General features: G+C 57.7%; 14 protein-coding genes. 1 reads left to right on the top strand and 13 read right to left on the bottom strand.

The features are described from left to right. Positions 1–89 precede the first annotated feature (89 nt). Entirely contained in the window at positions 90–1,346 is a 1,257-nt protein-coding gene (locus ACTQ1N_RS09275; RefSeq protein ID WP_441956483.1) for an MFS transporter, read from the top strand. 57 nt (positions 1,347–1,403) lie between these two features. Here ACTQ1N_RS09275 and ACTQ1N_RS09280 read toward each other — a convergent pair whose 3' ends face one another. From ACTQ1N_RS09280 to pyrE, 13 genes are all read right to left on the bottom strand, one after another. After that, positions 1,404–2,186 carry a nucleoside/nucleotide kinase family protein gene (locus tag ACTQ1N_RS09280; protein ID WP_441956484.1) on the bottom strand — a complete coding sequence of 261 codons (783 nt, stop codon included), beginning with the start codon at positions 2,184–2,186 and terminating at the stop codon, positions 1,404–1,406. Positions 2,187–2,269: 83 nt separating this feature from the next. Continuing rightward, a complete protein-coding gene (gene radA, locus ACTQ1N_RS09285; RefSeq protein ID WP_441956485.1) occupies positions 2,270–3,850 on the bottom strand; it encodes a DNA repair protein RadA in 1,581 nt (526 codons plus the stop codon). 70 nt (positions 3,851–3,920) lie between these two features. Beyond that, the gene (locus ACTQ1N_RS09290) at positions 3,921–4,334 is read right to left on the bottom strand and encodes an endosialidase (protein ID WP_441956486.1); all 414 of its coding nucleotides are present in this window, start codon (positions 4,332–4,334) and stop codon (positions 3,921–3,923) included. A 40-nt stretch (positions 4,335–4,374) separates the two neighbouring features. Next, positions 4,375–6,903: an ATP-dependent Clp protease ATP-binding subunit gene (locus ACTQ1N_RS09295; protein ID WP_441956487.1), complete on the bottom strand. Its 2,529-nt coding sequence runs from the start codon at positions 6,901–6,903 to the stop codon at positions 4,375–4,377. Between the two features lie 42 nt (positions 6,904–6,945). Further along, a complete protein-coding gene (locus ACTQ1N_RS09300) occupies positions 6,946–8,439 on the bottom strand; it encodes a cadherin-like beta sandwich domain-containing protein (protein WP_441956488.1) in 1,494 nt (497 codons plus the stop codon). A gap of 6 nt (positions 8,440–8,445) precedes the next feature. After that, positions 8,446–9,723 (bottom strand): phosphoribosylamine--glycine ligase, encoded by a 1,278-nt coding sequence (gene purD, locus ACTQ1N_RS09305; RefSeq protein WP_441956489.1) that lies wholly within the window; start codon positions 9,721–9,723, stop codon positions 8,446–8,448. Continuing rightward, positions 9,720–10,385, bottom strand: coding sequence for a phosphoribosylglycinamide formyltransferase (gene purN, locus ACTQ1N_RS09310; protein WP_441956490.1), 666 nt, complete (start codon positions 10,383–10,385; stop codon positions 9,720–9,722). The genes purD and purN overlap by 4 nt, the downstream gene beginning before the upstream one ends. A 141-nt stretch (positions 10,386–10,526) precedes the next feature. After that, positions 10,527–11,555: a phosphoribosylformylglycinamidine cyclo-ligase gene (gene purM, locus ACTQ1N_RS09315; RefSeq protein WP_441956491.1), complete on the bottom strand. Its 1,029-nt coding sequence runs from the start codon at positions 11,553–11,555 to the stop codon at positions 10,527–10,529. Between the two features lie 22 nt (positions 11,556–11,577). Beyond that, positions 11,578–12,084, bottom strand: a complete 507-nt coding sequence (gene purE, locus ACTQ1N_RS09320; protein WP_441956492.1) for a 5-(carboxyamino)imidazole ribonucleotide mutase — start codon at positions 12,082–12,084, stop codon at positions 11,578–11,580. A gap of 68 nt (positions 12,085–12,152) precedes the next feature. After that, positions 12,153–14,309 carry an aminopeptidase gene (locus tag ACTQ1N_RS09325; RefSeq protein WP_441956493.1) on the bottom strand — a complete coding sequence of 719 codons (2,157 nt, stop codon included), beginning with the start codon at positions 14,307–14,309 and terminating at the stop codon, positions 12,153–12,155. Positions 14,310–14,418: 109 nt separating this feature from the next. Further along, the gene (locus ACTQ1N_RS09330) at positions 14,419–14,736 is read right to left on the bottom strand and encodes a DUF6142 family protein (RefSeq protein ID WP_441956494.1); all 318 of its coding nucleotides are present in this window, start codon (positions 14,734–14,736) and stop codon (positions 14,419–14,421) included. Between the two features lie 124 nt (positions 14,737–14,860). After that, positions 14,861–15,307 (bottom strand): VanZ family protein, encoded by a 447-nt coding sequence (locus tag ACTQ1N_RS09335; protein WP_441956495.1) that lies wholly within the window; start codon positions 15,305–15,307, stop codon positions 14,861–14,863. Next, the gene (pyrE, locus tag ACTQ1N_RS09340; RefSeq protein ID WP_441956496.1) at positions 15,304–15,975 is read right to left on the bottom strand and encodes an orotate phosphoribosyltransferase; all 672 of its coding nucleotides are present in this window, start codon (positions 15,973–15,975) and stop codon (positions 15,304–15,306) included. Before pyrE ends, ACTQ1N_RS09335 begins: the two co-directional genes overlap by 4 nt. Between the last annotated feature and the right edge of the window lie 9 nt (positions 15,976–15,984).

A 15,984-nucleotide genomic window follows, 5' to 3' on the forward strand; every position in this document is an offset into this window, starting at 1 on the left:
TTCCGGTAAGACTTTTGTAAATTGAAACACGGCAGGGTATAATCGAAAACAGAATTTCATCAACGAAAAAAGGGAGATCCTATATGACCATGAAGCATCGTGCCCGGGCTTCCCGGGACCTGACATTCCCTTATGCACGCCTGCAGATGTTTTACTGGATGAACATGGCGGTGACGGCAGGCTATGCAAGTTTCTTTCTTCTCGGGGCAAAACTGACCAATTCTCAGATTGGACTCCTGCTGGCGGCGGGAGGACTTCTGTCTGCCCTGATTCAGCCTCTTCTGGCAGCCTTTGCTGACAAGTCTTCCAGCTTGTCCGTCCGCTTCCTGATGATGCTGATGTCTGCCCTGCTCCTGGCCTGTGCCCTTCTGCTGGCGTTTCTCTATCATGGAGGCGCGGCAGCCGTCTCCGTGATCTACCTGCTGGCCTACCTGATTATGCTGCTGCAGCAGCCGTTTTTAAATGCAATCGGCGCTGAGAGCATCGATGCCGGCAGGCGCCTGAATTTCGGCCTTTCGAGAGCCTTCGGCTCCGCCGGCTATATGGCGGCTGCTTTCCTGCTTGGACAATTCTCCGTGCATACTGGCCCTGTTCTTGTACCGGCCGGTATCGCAGCCGCCTCCTCTGCTCTGCTTCTGGCCTCCGCTGCCTATCCGAAGGTTCAGAAGCACAGTCAGCAGGTCGGCGACGCTTCCGGAAAAAATGATGGTGCTGCACAGTCAGAGACTCTCCCGGCAGCATCACGTTCCCGCGCCGAAGGCAGCATCTTCTCCTTCTTCACCCGCTATCCGCAGTATGCCATAGCGCTCGCCGGACTGCTGCCGGTCTTCATCGGGCACATCTACATCAATAACTACCTGTTGCAGATCGTAGAGAGCAAGGGGGCCGGAAGCAGCAGCATGGGAAACCTCATGTCCGTCGCAGCCCTGCTGGAGCTGACCGTCATGCTGATCTACGGGAAACTCCGGACATGGAGACCGGATCCCTTCTGGTTCCGGATTTCCGGTATCTTTTTCACGCTCAAGGTTCTGCTGACGCTCCTGGCTCCCACGATTGGCTTCCTCTATCCCGTGCAGCTGATTCAGCCGCTCGGCTGGGGACTCTTGTCCGTCTCCTCCGTCTACTATATCAGCGAAACGATGGCCCCGTCTGACAAAGTCAAAGGCCAGGCCTTCTTCACCGCCGTCTTCACGCTCGGCAACGTTCTGGGCAACCTGACGGCAGGACTCCTTCTGGACCACGGCGGCGTCTTTTCCATGCTGCTGTGCGGGTCGGTCGTCTCTGCCTCCGGCGCCGCGCTGCTTCTGCTCTCCGGCAGGCTCCCGGCAAACAGAGAAAATACATGATGCAGCGCTGATACAAAGCCGCGTCATCCCGCGCCGGCATGCACAGACTTTGTCTATTCACCCGGAAAAGCCGCCTTCGACAACCCGGAATCCATCCCTCCCGGATTCCAGGACCAGATCTGCGTCCAGTGAATGCCGGAGCACCAGCCGCGCATTTGCCATGTCACTGTAATCGACAAACCGTTCGGCCTCCGGCCGCGGTGTACCCGTCCGAATCCGGCGCTCCAGAAGCCGTTCCCTGAGCACTTTCTCATCCGCAACCAGTTTCATCGTGAAATCTGCGTAGTTCCTCAGATCCCGCCAGCCCGGCTGATCCAGCAGCAGGTAATTTCCCTCCAGCACCACGATTTTACTGGAAGCGTCGATCCGGAATACATCCTCTCTCGGATTCTCAATCGTGCGGTCATAATCCGGCCAGCTGCAGTCCTCCCCGGCCGCAACCTTCCGGATCCGCTCCTCAAGAAGCGCCCTGTCAAATGTCTCCGGCGCACCCTTCACCTTCGCCATCAGGATTTCCTGCCCGTCCCGGACGGTCGTATGCGTGTCCAGGTAAGTCTGGTAATGGTGGAAGCCGTCAATCCCGATTGTGGTGATTGGCGTCAGCCTTTCCGTGGAAGGCACTCCCGTCAGAATTTTCCCACGTGACAGCTCTCTAAGAAACGCAAGAAGTGTGCTCTTCCCCGTCCCTGGAGGCGCCGCAAGGAAGACCAGGACCCTGCGTCCCTTCCTCTCCTGCATCGCCTTCCACTTTTCAAGAAGCGGGATGAAAATCTTCTGAACATCTTCATCCCGATACTGAACGGTTCCCCTGATTCCATTAATGGATGCCTGAAACTCCATATATATCCTTTCCTGCTTCTGCATGCTTCCTGTCTGATCATCACAATCCTGTGACAGAAAGCTCAACTCGCTACTGGTAACGGTTATGACCTGCCACTGACTGCAGCGACGACGTCCCGGACCGTCCGGACGCCGATCAGGCGGATTCCCTCTGTCCGGCCGACACTCTTCATGCACGCCTGCGGAAGGATCACGGTTGAAAAACCAAGCTTTTCCGCCTCTCGCACGCGCAGAGGCGCCTGACTAACCGATCGGATCTCTCCGGACAGGCCGACCTCTCCGAACACAAGTGTCCGCGGATCGATGACGATATCCTTATAGGAGGAGATCACCGCGATGATGATGCCCAGATCAATCGCTGGTTCCTTCATCCGGACTCCTCCGGCAATGTTCACATAGACGTCCGCCTGGGACAGCGAAAGCCCCAGCCGCCTCTCCAGCACCGCCAGCAGCAGGTTCACCCGGTTCAGGTCCGCGCCGTCGACTGTCCGCCTGGGATACGCAAGGTTGGAAGGCGCCGTCAGTGCCTGCACCTCGATCAGAATCGGCCGTGTTCCCTCGATCGAGCAGGCGACAACAGAGCCGGAGGCGCCCTCCGGCCGCCCCTCCAGCATGAATTCCGATGGATTGAGGACCTCGCGAAGCCCATTTCCTTTCATCTCGAACACGCCGATCTCGTCGGTGGAGCCGAAACGGTTCTTGACGGCGTGAAGGATGCGGTAGCTGGCATGCCGGTCTCCTTCAAAATACAGGACCGTATCGACCATATGCTCGAGCACCCTCGGCCCGGCGACCGCTCCCTCCTTCGTCACATGGCCGATGATGAAGATGGTGACGCCAAGTCCCTTGGCGAGCTGCATCAGGACGCCCGTCGCTTCCCGGACCTGGGAAACCGAACCCGGAGCCGAGGAAACGGTCTCGCTGTACATTGTCTGGATCGAGTCGATGATGACAACCTGCGGCTCAAGAACGGCGATCGCCTCCTGAATATCGCTCAGATTTGTCTCGCACATCACCAGCAGGCTGTCCGAAAAGTCTCCCATCCTGTTTGCGCGCAGCTTGATCTGCTGCTGGGATTCCTCTCCGGAAACATAGAGCACGCGCGCCGGAAATCCGCCCATCTGCTTTTCATCTGTCAGGTTTCTGCACATCTGAAGAAGAAGCGTGGACTTTCCGATACCCGGATCGCCGCCCACCAGCACCAGCGAGCCCGGCACGATGCCGCCTCCGAGTACCCGGTCCATCTCTCCGATGCCGGATGAGACCCGTTCCGCATCGGAAGCCGTGATGCGGCTCAGCGGAAGCGCCTTCGACCGGGAAGTACGGCGCGCCGAGGCCGAAAGCGGCTCCTTCTGCCTGCCGAAGCCGGATGCAGCATCGGATGCGCCTTCCGCGCCACCTGTCCCGCCCTGCGGAATGGCCGCCGGCTTTCCGGAACGAAGTGAATATGCACCTGTCTTCCCTGTTCTGTCCCCCAGCGTCTCCCACTTCACGACGCCCGCCGTCGGCTTTTTTATTCCTGAAGACGAAGTGGATGCGACCTGTGCAACCGGCTCCTCCACGAAGGTATTCCACTCGTGGCATGCCGGGCACTGTCCCATCCACTTTGCAGATTCATAGCCGCAGTTCTGACAGAAGAATGCCGTTTCTTTTCCTTTTGCCATATTGTTCTCCGAAACAGTCTCCCCACTGCCTGTCACTGTCCGGCGGCAGGCTCCGCCGCCGGACACTTTCTCAGTCCTTCTTTACCTCAACCAGCACGCTCCCCGCTGCCTGAAGCTCCACGGACAGAACCAGCTTTCCGCCCATGCCGGTTTCCATAATGCCCTGATCTTCTCCGTCGATGCAGACGCGATAGGAAGCATTGTCGGCCAGTCCCAGAATAATCTGCGCATCCTCAGGCCCTTCCACCCTGAATGTCACGCCCGTCTCATCTTCCTGGAAATGAGAGACCGCGGTTCCCGGTTCGGATTCATATACAAGCATGTCATTGCACTCAAGTCTTGTGACTTCTCTGAAGGTTTTGACCTTGTAGCTGTCCCCGTGAACCTCCACGTCACTCTTCTTGGTCTTCTGAGAAAGCTCATAATCTCCGAAGCTGATGCTTCCGTCTTCCTCTGGTCTGATCAGTTCCTTTACGACTGCCATAATGGCTCCTTTCCTCGTACCTTTTCTGTCTTTTCTGTCTTTACTCTGTTTCCTGGTCTGCCTGACTGACTTTTTCTGACTGCGCCGGCTTTCCTGTCTTCCTGCTCTTTTCCCTGTCCGGTGCCTGCCGGAAGGTGATTTTCCCATCCTGGTAATCACAGAAGATGGTCTTTCCCTTTTTCACGCCGCCCTGCAGGATCTCCTCAGAAAGTGTATCCTCAATCTCACTCTGAACAGCCCGCTTCAGCGGACGTGCGCCGAACTTCGGATCAAAGCCCTTCTGAGCGATATAGTCCCGGACAGCCGGCTTCACCTTCAAAATGATTCCTGTCTGACTCTTTGCCCGTTCGATCAGTCTGTTAATGATCAGATCCGCGATCTGGCGGATCTCCGGCTTCCGGAGCGGATGGAAAACGATGATGTCATCGATCCGGTTCAGAAACTCCGGTCGGAAGATGCGGTTTACTTCTCCCATGACGGAGCTCTTCATCGCCTCATAGTCCGCCTGCTCATCGTTTCCATTGCCAAATCCAAGTTTCTTCGGGGAAATAATCTGCTGCGCTCCGGCGTTCGATGTCATGATGATCACCGTATTGCGGAAATCAACCTTCCTGCCCTGCGCGTCTGTGAAATTCCCTTCATCCAGCACCTGCAGCAGCACATTGAATATGTCCGGATGCGCTTTCTCGATCTCATCAAACAGCACAACAGAGTAAGGATGCCGCCGCACCTGCTCGGACAGCTGTCCGCCCTCGTCGTACCCGACATAGCCGGGCGGCGAGCCGATCATCTTCGAGACGTCGAACTTCTCCATGTACTCCGACATGTCGACACGGATGATATTCTTCTCACTGCCGAAGACTGCCTCCGCCAGCGCCTTTGAAAGCTCCGTCTTTCCGACCCCGGTCGGCCCCAGGAAGAGAAATGAACCTACCGGTCTCTTCGGATCCCGAAGCCCCGCGCGTCCGCGTCGGATGGCCCTGCTGACCGCCTCGACGGCCTCATTCTGGCCGACGATTCTCTTGTGAAGTGTCTTCTCCAGGCCAACCAGCTTCCTGCTTTCGCTCTCTGTCAGTCTTGTGACCGGAATCTTCGTCCACTCGGAGACCGTGACGGCGATGTCCTCCGCCGTGACGGTTCGCGCGCGTCCGCCGGCGCCCTGAGTATGCCGGGCCGCCTTTTTCTCCAGTGCCTCGATTCCGGCGTGGATTTCCCTCGCCTTCTCAAGATCACCCGCCGACAGGGCTGCTTCCAGTTCTCTTCTGAGGCCGGCAAGATCCCCCGTCTCCTTCTCCGGCTGCCCGTTTTTCTGGTAATAGGACTGAAGCTGCCGCCTGGAGCAGGCCTCATCCATCAGATCAATCGCCTTGTCAGGCAGGAACCGGTCTGTCACATACCGTCTGCTCAGCCTTACGCAGGCTTCGATCGCTTCATCCGAAATCTTCACCTCATGGTGCTTCTCGTATGCCGGCCTGATCCCTTCGAGAATCCGTACACACTGCTCCGGTGTCGGCTCCTCGACCAGAATCGCCTGAAAACGCCGCTCCAGTGCGGCATCCTTCTCGATATGCTTTCTGTACTCATCGACCGTGGTCGCCCCGATCACCTGAATTTCTCCGCGCGAGAGCATCGGCTTCATGATATTCGCCGCGTCCAGCGCACCCTCCGAGCTCCCCGCACCGATGATGGTGTGAATCTCGTCAATGAAAAGCAGCACATCGCTGCTGTCCGCCGCCTCCTGCATGGCACCCTTGATGCGTTCCTCAAAATCTCCCCGGAACTTGGCGCCGGCGACCATCCCCGCAATGTCCAGCATGACCAGCCGCTTTCCCTTCAGCGGGTCCGGGACATCTCCCCGGACAATCCGCTGGGCAAGTCCCTCGACGATCGCAGTTTTTCCCACGCCCGGCTCTCCGATCAGGCAGGGATTATTCTTCGTCTTCCGGCAGAGGATGCGGCAGATCCGCTCTGTCTCCTCCTCCCGGCCGACCACCGGGTCGATCTTGCCGGACCGGACATCCTCCGTCAGATCCCGCGAGTACTGGTCCAGCGTCGGGGTCGCGCCCGTCTGTCCCTGTGCCGTCTGCAGAACGTTGGACAGATAATCGGCCGCCATATCATCGGGCACGCCGATGATGTCGAGAATCCGCTGGTACATCTCCTGGAAATCGACATGCAGCGTATGCAGCAGTTTTGCCGCGTTGCAGTCGATATCCCGCATCAGTGCCAGCAGAATATGCTCCGTCCCGATATCAGAGGAGTAAAAGTACCTTGCCTGCACGCCGGAGGCCTTCAGCGCCGCCACGGCCCGCGGCGTATAGCTGTCCTTCTCCGTCGTCTCCGCGCTGCCTTCTCCGATCAGCTTCTCCACCAGGTCCGAGAGACTCTCCTGTGTGACGCCGCAGTCCTTCAGGACAACCGCGGCTGTCCCCTCGCTGCGGGAGAGAAGACCCAGCAGGATGTGCTCGGTTCCGACACTCTGCACATGATATTTTTCTGCCAGCTTACGCGCTTCCTTCAGCGCAAGTTCTGCCGGCTTCGTATATTTGTTGTTACGGATTGTATCCATATCCTGTCTTTCTGATTGCCTGTCTGTTCCCGTTTCAGACACTTACAGGTCGATCATGTCTACCTTGACGCCGTCCTCCTTCTGATCCGGACTGAGGCGGTCAGGCGACGGTTGTCCCTGCGTCTGTACGGATGGCTGTCCCTGCGGCGGCTGGCTCTGTATCTGTACGGACGGCTGTCCCTGCGGCGGCTGTGCCGGAGCCTGAGGCTTTTGTGATGGCTGAACCGCCGGTTCATGTGACTGTCCCTGCGCCGGCATCACGCCCGGATACCCCTGCCGGACGGCATACGGATTCTCTCCCGGTGCCGGAGTCTTCCTCCATCTGCTTTCCTGCTCTTCCTTCTTCGCCCTTCTGGCTTCCTTCTCTGCCCTTCTGGCAGCGGCCTTTTCTGCCCTTGTCAGCTTCTTTCCCGGAAGGACAATCGTCTGATCCCCCGGTGTCGGCGTCTTCTTCGGCCCTTCCGCATGCTGCAGGACACTGTAACGCCTTGTCTCATCCATGGAAGCACCGCCGGCGCCCTGCGTTCCACGCCCGCCTTCCGGCTTCGTCTGCCCGCCGGTCTTCGCATATCCATTGTACGGGGTATATTCCTTCGGCATCATGACCGGGGTTCCGACCTGCTGCTGCGTCCAGGACGTCTGAGCGTTCTGACGCGCCCCCGGCGCCACCGGCGGAACGTCCATGATCAGGTCGTCCGTCTCGCCGTAGCTCGGGACGGTCATCCCTCTTTTGTTCTTCTTCTGTTTCCTCGAAGCCCTCTCATCCGGCTCATCATCCAGCCAGCCATCCTGCGGGATCACATCGCCGGTATCATCGAAGCCCTCCGGAAGTTTCCGCTGCTTTTTGTAGGTATTCAGCTCGGCAGCGATGTCCTTCTTCCGGATCAGGAGATTCACAACCAGAAACAGCAGAACAACGCAGCCCGCAATCAGCGCGTAGATCACATATGTGAAGGTATGGCTTCTGTCCTTGTACACCTGCAGGTCGCTCTGGAGCCTGGATATGGTATCCTCCGCATCCTTCAGTGTGTTCTTGTCCACCTTGACATAGCGCGAATCCTCCGTCTCCGTGACCGGCTGCGTCTCAGACTGGGTCTGCGCCTGCGTCTCCGAAGCGCGCTGGGATTCCTTCTCCGAAATGGCTGTCGCCGGATCCACATTCGTGTCAGCGGCGGTCGTCACGTTCAGGGTATACGCCGTCATGGCACCGCTCGGCGCTGTGACCGTGATGGTGACCGTGCCGGATCCATTTGTAAGCGTCGTTCCGTTAATGCTGTTGATGGTCGCGTTCGGGTTGGACAGAACCGGATCCAACTCAAGCTCGGTGGTTCCTGCCGGGACGACCACATCATAAGTCAGATGATCATATGAAAAATCAGGACTCACCGTCACACCCTGTGTCGTAATCCCAAGGCTGGAAAGTGAATTGTCATCGCTTTGGCCTTCCGCCCACACTGCCAGCTGAATGCTGAAAGTCAGCACGATGACAGCAACCAGCGCCATCAGCCCTCTGGCCGTCTTCCGTCCGCATTTCATGTCTGTTTATTCCCCCATTATCTCTTTCTTGCCAATATCCCGACGATACATCTCATCCTCAAAGCTGACCTCGGAGACAGCCCTGTAGGCGCGCTCCCGTGCCTCTTTGAGGTCCTTTCCAAGCGCTGTGATTCCCAGCACCCTTCCGCCATTGGTAACCACCTGTTCATCTTTCAGCGCGGTTCCGGAATGGAAACAGAAGCAGCCTTCCTTTCCCCGGAAATGCTCAAGTCCGCTGATCGGAAGCCCTTTTCTGTACTTCACCGGATAGCCGCCGGATGCAAGCATGACGCAGACGGCAGCTTCGTCTCTGAATGTCAGCTCAACCTGATCCAGCCGCCCGTCGATGCAGGCTTCAAAGACATCGACGATGTCGTTCTCCATCCGCGGGAGAATGACCTGGGCTTCCGGGTCGCCAAAACGGCAGTTGTACTCCAGTACCTTCGGCCCGTCCTTCGTCAGCATCAGGCCGAAGAAGATGACGCCGACAAATGCTCTTCCCTCCGCCCGCATCGCATCCACGGTCGGCTGGAAAATCTTCTCCTCACAGAAGGCACGGACCTCATCCGTGTAAAACGGGCTCGGGGAGATATTCCCCATCCCGCCTGTGTTGAGCCCGGTGTCATCGTCTCCGGCGCGCTTGTAGTCCTGCGAGGAGGACATCTCCCGGAAGGTCTTCCCGTCACAGAAGGTCAGGACAGAAACCTCATGACCGGTCATGAACTCCTCGATGACCATCTGGCTGCCGGCATCGCCGAACTTCCTTTCACCCATGATCTCCTCCGCGCCGCGGAGCGCCTCCTCCAGGTTCTGGCAGATCAGGACGCCCTTGCCGAGCGCAAGACCGGATGCCTTCAGGACGATCGGGAAGGCGGCCTTCGTCTTCAGATATTCGATGGCGGCTTCCTTGTCCGAAAAGGTCTCATATGCGGCCGTCGGAATGTGGTATTTCTTCATCAGATCCTTCGAGAACGCCTTGCTTCCTTCCAGGATCGCTGCCTTCTTCTCAGGCCCGAACACGCGAAGGCCTCTGGCCTTGAAGACATCGACAATTCCGCCCACAAGCGGATCGTCCATGCCGACGACCGTCAGGTCGATCTTCTTCCCGCAGGCAAAGTCTGCCAGTTTTTCAAACTCCATCGCACCGATCGGCACGCACTCTGCAAGCTCTGCGATGCCAGCATTCCCCGGCGCACAGTAAATCTTTTCAACCCTGCTGCTACGCGAAATCTTCCATGCAAGCGCATGTTCTCTTCCGCCGCTGCCTACAATCAGAATTTTCATACCTGGCTCCCTTTCTGCGAACAGCTTCCCTCCTCCTGCTCCAGGACGGTCACCTTCCGGCCGTCCACCTTCACCTTCCCGTGCGCGATCAGATCAATCACCCTCGGCAGAATTTTCCACTCCGCCTGCTCCATGATCCTCAGCTGAAGCGACTTCGGCGTATCATCCGGAAGCACGGCAACCGCCTTCTGCATGATAATCGGTCCTGTATCGGTCCCGCTGTCCACAAAATGAACGGTAGCCCCCGAGATCTTCACGCCGCGCTCAAGTGCGGCCTCGTGGACCTTCAGTCCGTAATAGCCCTTTCCGCAGAAGGACGGGATCAGAGACGGATGGATATTGATGATCCTGTTTCTGTACACCTCGACCATCTCATCCGGAATCGCACAGAGGAACCCGGCCAGCACGACCAGATCCGGCTGACGATCCCGCACGCACTCCAGAAGCGCCTCGTTGAAGGCCGTTCTGGATGCATATGACTTCGGTGAAACTACCGCTGCCGGGATCCCGCGCCTGCGTGCCCGCTCCAGCGCAAAGGCGCCCTCGTTGTTGGACAGGACAAGCACGATCTCTGTATCTGTGATTGTCCCCGCATCGATGGCATCGATGATGGCCTGCAGATTTGTCCCGCCTCCGGAAACCAGTACCGCTATCTTGAACACCGCCGTCTCCTCATCCTTCCTGCCGCCGCCCGCGGCTTGTTCCCTGGCCTGCCTCATCATATGCCCATGCGGAAGAGCGTCAGCCCGCCCGGACCTGGATGAAGGTGTGGCGGGCCATCTTCTGCCTGATTCGCAGGCTGCTCAGATGACCTCCGCGCACTTCTGCATGCTTTCCTCAACCGATCCGATGACATACGCGCGCTCGCCCGCACGGCTGACCGCCTCAATCGCGGCATCCGCATCCTTCGGATCCAGGGCGAGCACCATGCCGATGCCCATATTGAAGGTGTTGTACATGATCTTCCCGGAGATATCCCCCTCCTTCTGAAGAAGGCGGAAGATCGGCGGAACCTCGTAGCTGTCCTTCCGGATGACAGCCTTCACGCCCTCCGGCAGCATGCGCGGCACATTCTCATAGAAACCGCCGCCCGTCACATGGCTGCAGCCCTTGATTCTCACGCCCGCGTCCTTCACACTCCGAAGCGCCTTCACATAGATCTTCGTCGGGCGCAGGAGCACCTCTCCCAGCGTCGCGCCGAGCGATTCATGATAGGTGCCCAGCGTCTTTTCATCACAGGAAAAGACGGAGCGCACCAGGGAGAAACCGTTGCTGTGCACGCCGGAGGAGGCAATCCCCACCAGCACATCACCCGGCCGGATGTCCGCGCCTGTGATCAGGTCCTTTTTATCTGCCACGCCCACCGAGAAGCCGGCCAGGTCATATTCATCCTCCGGGTAGAAGCCCGGCATCTCTGCCGTCTCACCGCCGATCAGCGCCGAGCCGGACTGGACGCAGCCCTCCGCCACACCCGAGACAATCTTCGCAATCTTCTCCGGATGATTCTTCCCGCACGCAATATAGTCCAGGAAGAACAGCGGCTCCCCGCCCGCGCAGGCCACATCGTTGACACACATCGCAACACAGTCGATTCCAACCGTATCATGGCGGTCCATCACGAAGGCCAGCTTCAGCTTCGTTCCGACACCGTCCGTCCCGGACAGAAGCGTCGGGTGTTCCATTCCCTTCACCGCATCCATCGAAAAGGCACCCGAGAAGCCGCCAAGGTCGGTCATGACCTCCGGTCTCATGGTGCGTGCGACAAACTGCTTCATCAGCCTGACAGACTCATACCCCGCCTCGATGTCAACCCCTGCGCTTCTGTAATCCATAAAGGCCCCCTATTCTCCCGTATCAGTACTCCTTGTACCCGACTTCCTGCAACCTTGCATCCTTCTTCTGAACGGCTTCACACTGCTTTCCGGCATACGCCTTCAGCTTTTCCAGAAGCGCCGGACTGCTGATGGCCAGCATCCGGACGGCGAGAAGCGCCGCATTCTTTGTTCCGTCGATCGCAACCGTTGCCACCGGAATGCCGGACGGCATCTGAAGGATCGAGTACAGACTGTCCTCCCCGCCCAGCGTCTTTGAGTAAAGAGGGACACCGATGACCGGCAGCGGGAACAGCGCCGCGCACATCCCCGGCAGATGGGCTGCCATGCCGGCACCGGCGATGATCACCTTCAGGCCTCTTGCCTCCGCGCCCTTTGCGTACTCAAAGAACACATCCGGCTCCCTGTGAGCGGATATGACTCTCATCTCATACGGGACTCCGAATTCTTCCAGAATCGCCGCAGCTTTCGACATGACTGGCAGATCCGAGTCACTGCCCATCACAATTCCGACAACCGGCTTCTCCATCTTCCGTTTCCTCCTGATTTTTTACCGCTTTATCCTACCTTAATTGGGTCGCTTTCGCAAGCCATGCCTTATGCATCCGCATCAAGCGGCCCGTTCAGCTCCTCTGTCCCCTCCAGCACAAACCGGCCATCCCGGATGATTTCCTTCCTGCAGCTTCCATCCTCGTTCTCCACCTCGATCAGCCCCAGCTCCTCGTAGGGAATCGTGATATCCGTATGGCAGTTGAAATAGGCCTTCGAGACATCCTCCTTCCGGAGTCTCGAGAAATCATTCTCCCGGGCGACGATCTTCTTTCCGTCCGGATTGCGCGTCACATTGTCCTCATCCCAGCTGTAGCAGGTGTCGCCCACCGCAAAGTGCGGACCTGTCTTCTCAGCGATCAGGATGTCCATCTTCGGTCCGATCTGATACTTCCGGATCATCGCGTAGGCGGTCGTATTGGTTCCGATCGCAAACTCGCCCATCGGCAGCGTCTTGTGATGGAACAGAATGTTTTCCTCGATGTATGCCCGGTTTTCCTCCTCCGACTCGAAGTTGGAGCAGGAATAATCGGTGATGCAGCCATCCCTGAAATGAAGCTCCAGATCCCGGAAACTCAGTCCCTGCAGATAAACCTGGCTGACAAACAGCACACCGTCCGTCCCCTTCAGAACCGGAGACGTGAACACCTCGCCCACCGGGATGTTGACGTCCGCGCCGCAGTTCTCAAAGATGGTCTCCTGCGCCGGATCCTGAAGCCTCCACAGCTGCACCGTCAGATCTGTATGGTTCCTTCCCCTCCCGAGGATGTGAACCTTCGTCCCCTTGTCGAGCGCATCAATCATCACCTGCTGGATCGCGCTGTATTTCTTCGCATCCAGCGTGTTGACCTTCATCGTCTCCCGGAAGATCTCCTCATATCGTTCCTCGTCGATTGTCGGAACCGGGAAGGAGATAATCGTAAAGGAACGCTCCTTTCCGTAGATGGCATCATTGACGATACGGGCTGTCTCATTTTTCAGCTTCACAGAAAGCGCCTGCTGCTTCTGGGAGTATTTCAGCGCCTCCTTCTTCGAGACCGGGTCAAACGAAGGTTCCCCGAAGACTTCCAGCACAGCAGGCCCGCCGTAGCGGTGCGCCTGCTCGAGGAATTCGCCGTACACCGTCTCCGTCACTTCGAGCTTCCGCTCCACAAACCGGGCATCAAGAAACAGGGCCGCATCCTCGCGGTGATCATAATCGTACTGCGGATTCGGAGACGCTCCCGTAAAGCCTCCTGTCCTCGACATACCCGTCACGGCAGACACCCCGCAGCGGACAATGGTCGGGCGAAGCCCCATTTTCAGGAAATTCCGGACCGCTGCCTGCATCATCCGCTCAAATCCCGCATGATAGATCAGCGAGACCGTCCGCTTTTTATACAGCGGCTTCTCGCCTAGAATAAAGCCTTCCCGGTATCCTTCTGTGAATGTGTCCGCCATCCGCTCTATTTCCGCTTCCGGGAGCGATGCCAGATACCGGAACGTTCTCAGCTCGTTTTCCGTAATATATTCTCCGCTCCGGTAAAGGGAAGACGGATCACTGGTATCGAGCGTCATCAATGTATAAACCGCATCGTCACAGGCCGGATCAATCTGTCCCCGGATCCGGTTTCTGAGAATCACATCTGTATTGTCGCTCTCAAACCAGTACAATGTCTCCCGGACATCCTCCGGCTTCGGCAGTCCCTCCGCAAACAGTCCGTACACCTGAATGAAGAGCTCCATGTGAGCGGCCAGCTCCTCCACCTTGTCCTCGAACACATAGGCGATCAGTCCGCGCTCCTGCGTGTACAGAAAACACAGGAGGGAACCGAAATCAGCTCCAAGCATGCGCTCTGCACAGGCGGGATTCGCAAAGCTCTGCTCATAGTGGTCCGGAAGGATATCCTCATACATCCGCCTGTTCATCTCCGGCCACTTTTCCGGATGGCTGTCATAGTACCCGCTCTTCAGGCCGGCTCTGATCCCGCACAGCTCCACAATAAAGGACGCGGTGTCTCTGAAAAATGCTTCAAATGCCTCCGGCAGCGAATGGACGGCATGCGGATCCGCTCCCGGCGCACTGGTGCCTTCCCCTTCTCCGGCTGCAGAATTCGTCCCGGGGGCTCCCAGCTCCGCTGCAATTTCCCGGATCCGACCTTCCGCCAGTCCGTACCGCTCCTCGCAGAGATCAATCGCATCATAATCTACCCAGATATTCCCCATATCTCTTTCCTCATCTGAAATGTCCTGCCGGCTGCTGAATCAGTCCGCCGGCTGAAACATCCTGCCGGCTGCCGAATCAGTCCGCCGGCTGAAACATCCTGCCGTTCCCTCAGGCGGCAAGCCCCCGGCAGAACAGGATAAACCAGACGGCCACCATGATTCCGTTGATGATCGTCCCTGTCTTGCTGAACCCATAGGACGGCTGTCTGTCACGAAAGCTCCGCAGTCCTGTGATCACACCGGCCAGAGCAGCCATCATGCCTGAAAAGCCGACCGCTCCTGCCCACAGACCCGCCTTCCCCTTCAGCGCCGTGCAGGCTGTCAGAAGTCCGAGAAACAGGATGATTGTGATGCCTGAGAGCACCACACTCAAAACACCCTTCCTTCCTGCCTTTGGATGGATCTTATATGTATATGCCTTTGCCATCTGAATCTCTCCTCCGTACCAGTTAAGTCCGCCGTGCCAGCTCTACAGTCTCTGAACTTCGGTCACGCGATGACGATCTGCCACTCAATAACGGTGTTCCGGTGTCCTGCTGCCCCGGCGCAGCTCACCGCGCCAGCCTTCTGCTCAGGGCAAACAAAAGATACCCCAGCAGTCCGCCCAGCGTGTTCAGGATCACATCGTCGACATCACAGCTCCCTCTCCTTGTCACCAGCTGCGCCAGCTCGACGCCGCAGGAGAACAGAAAGCTCAGCGATACGGTTCGGTACGCACGCCTGAAATACCGGTGCATTGCCGGAAGAAAGAAGCCAAATGGAAGAAAGCCGATGATGTTTCCGTATACGTTCAGGAAGACAGCCCGAAACCCGAGGGTTTCCCGGTAGACGAGGAACCGCCGAATCTCCACGAAGGGGACCAGGTTGTAGCGCATTTCCACGCTGGGGGCCCTGCCATACTCATCTGCAAAAAACAGAAAATAAATGAGCACCGCCAGGTAAAGAAAAAAAAGCACACCCGACACGCTCTGAATGTGCTTCTTCCTCCGTGGTGTCATACACCGTACTCCTTATAGTAAGCGTCAATTCTCGCCTTGACGTCGTCGTCGATCAGGACTCTGCCGCCGACCTCCCGGTTGTAGAGATAAGAGACGACTTCCTTCATGGTGACAATCGCCGTCGTCTTCAGCCCGTATGTCTCCTGGATCTCCTCCAGCGCGCTTTTTGTTCCGGTTCCGCGCTCGCAGCGGTCGACGGAGACGACTAGTCCGCATACCTGCGCATCCGCCGTGTCCCGGATGATCGGAAGGGTCTCCCGGATCGAGGTTCCGGCTGTTGTGACATCCTCGATGATCACGACCTTGTCGCCGTCCTTGATCGGACCGCCGAGCAGGATACCCTTGTCGCCATGATCCTTGATCTCCTTGCGGTTGGAGCAATACCGGATCTCCTTCCCGCAGTCCTCGGAAAGCGCAATCGTCGCCGCAACCGAAAGCGGAATTCCCTTGTAGGCAGGTCCGAACAGAACATCAAAGTCTGTCCCGAAGGCATCCTCGATCGCCTTCGCATAGTACTCGCCAAGCTTCTTCAGCTGGCCGCCCGTCCGGTAAAACCCTGTGTTGACAAAGAACGGCGTCCTGCGCCCGCTCTTTGTGACAAAGTCTCCGAACTTCAGGACCTCACAGTCTACCATGAATTCAATGAATGATTCCTTGTACTTCTCCATAACCTCTCC

It is taken from the genome of Porcincola sp. LCP21S3_C12, assembly GCF_052118625.1.
Lineage (GTDB): Bacteria > Bacillota > Clostridia > Lachnospirales > Lachnospiraceae > Porcincola.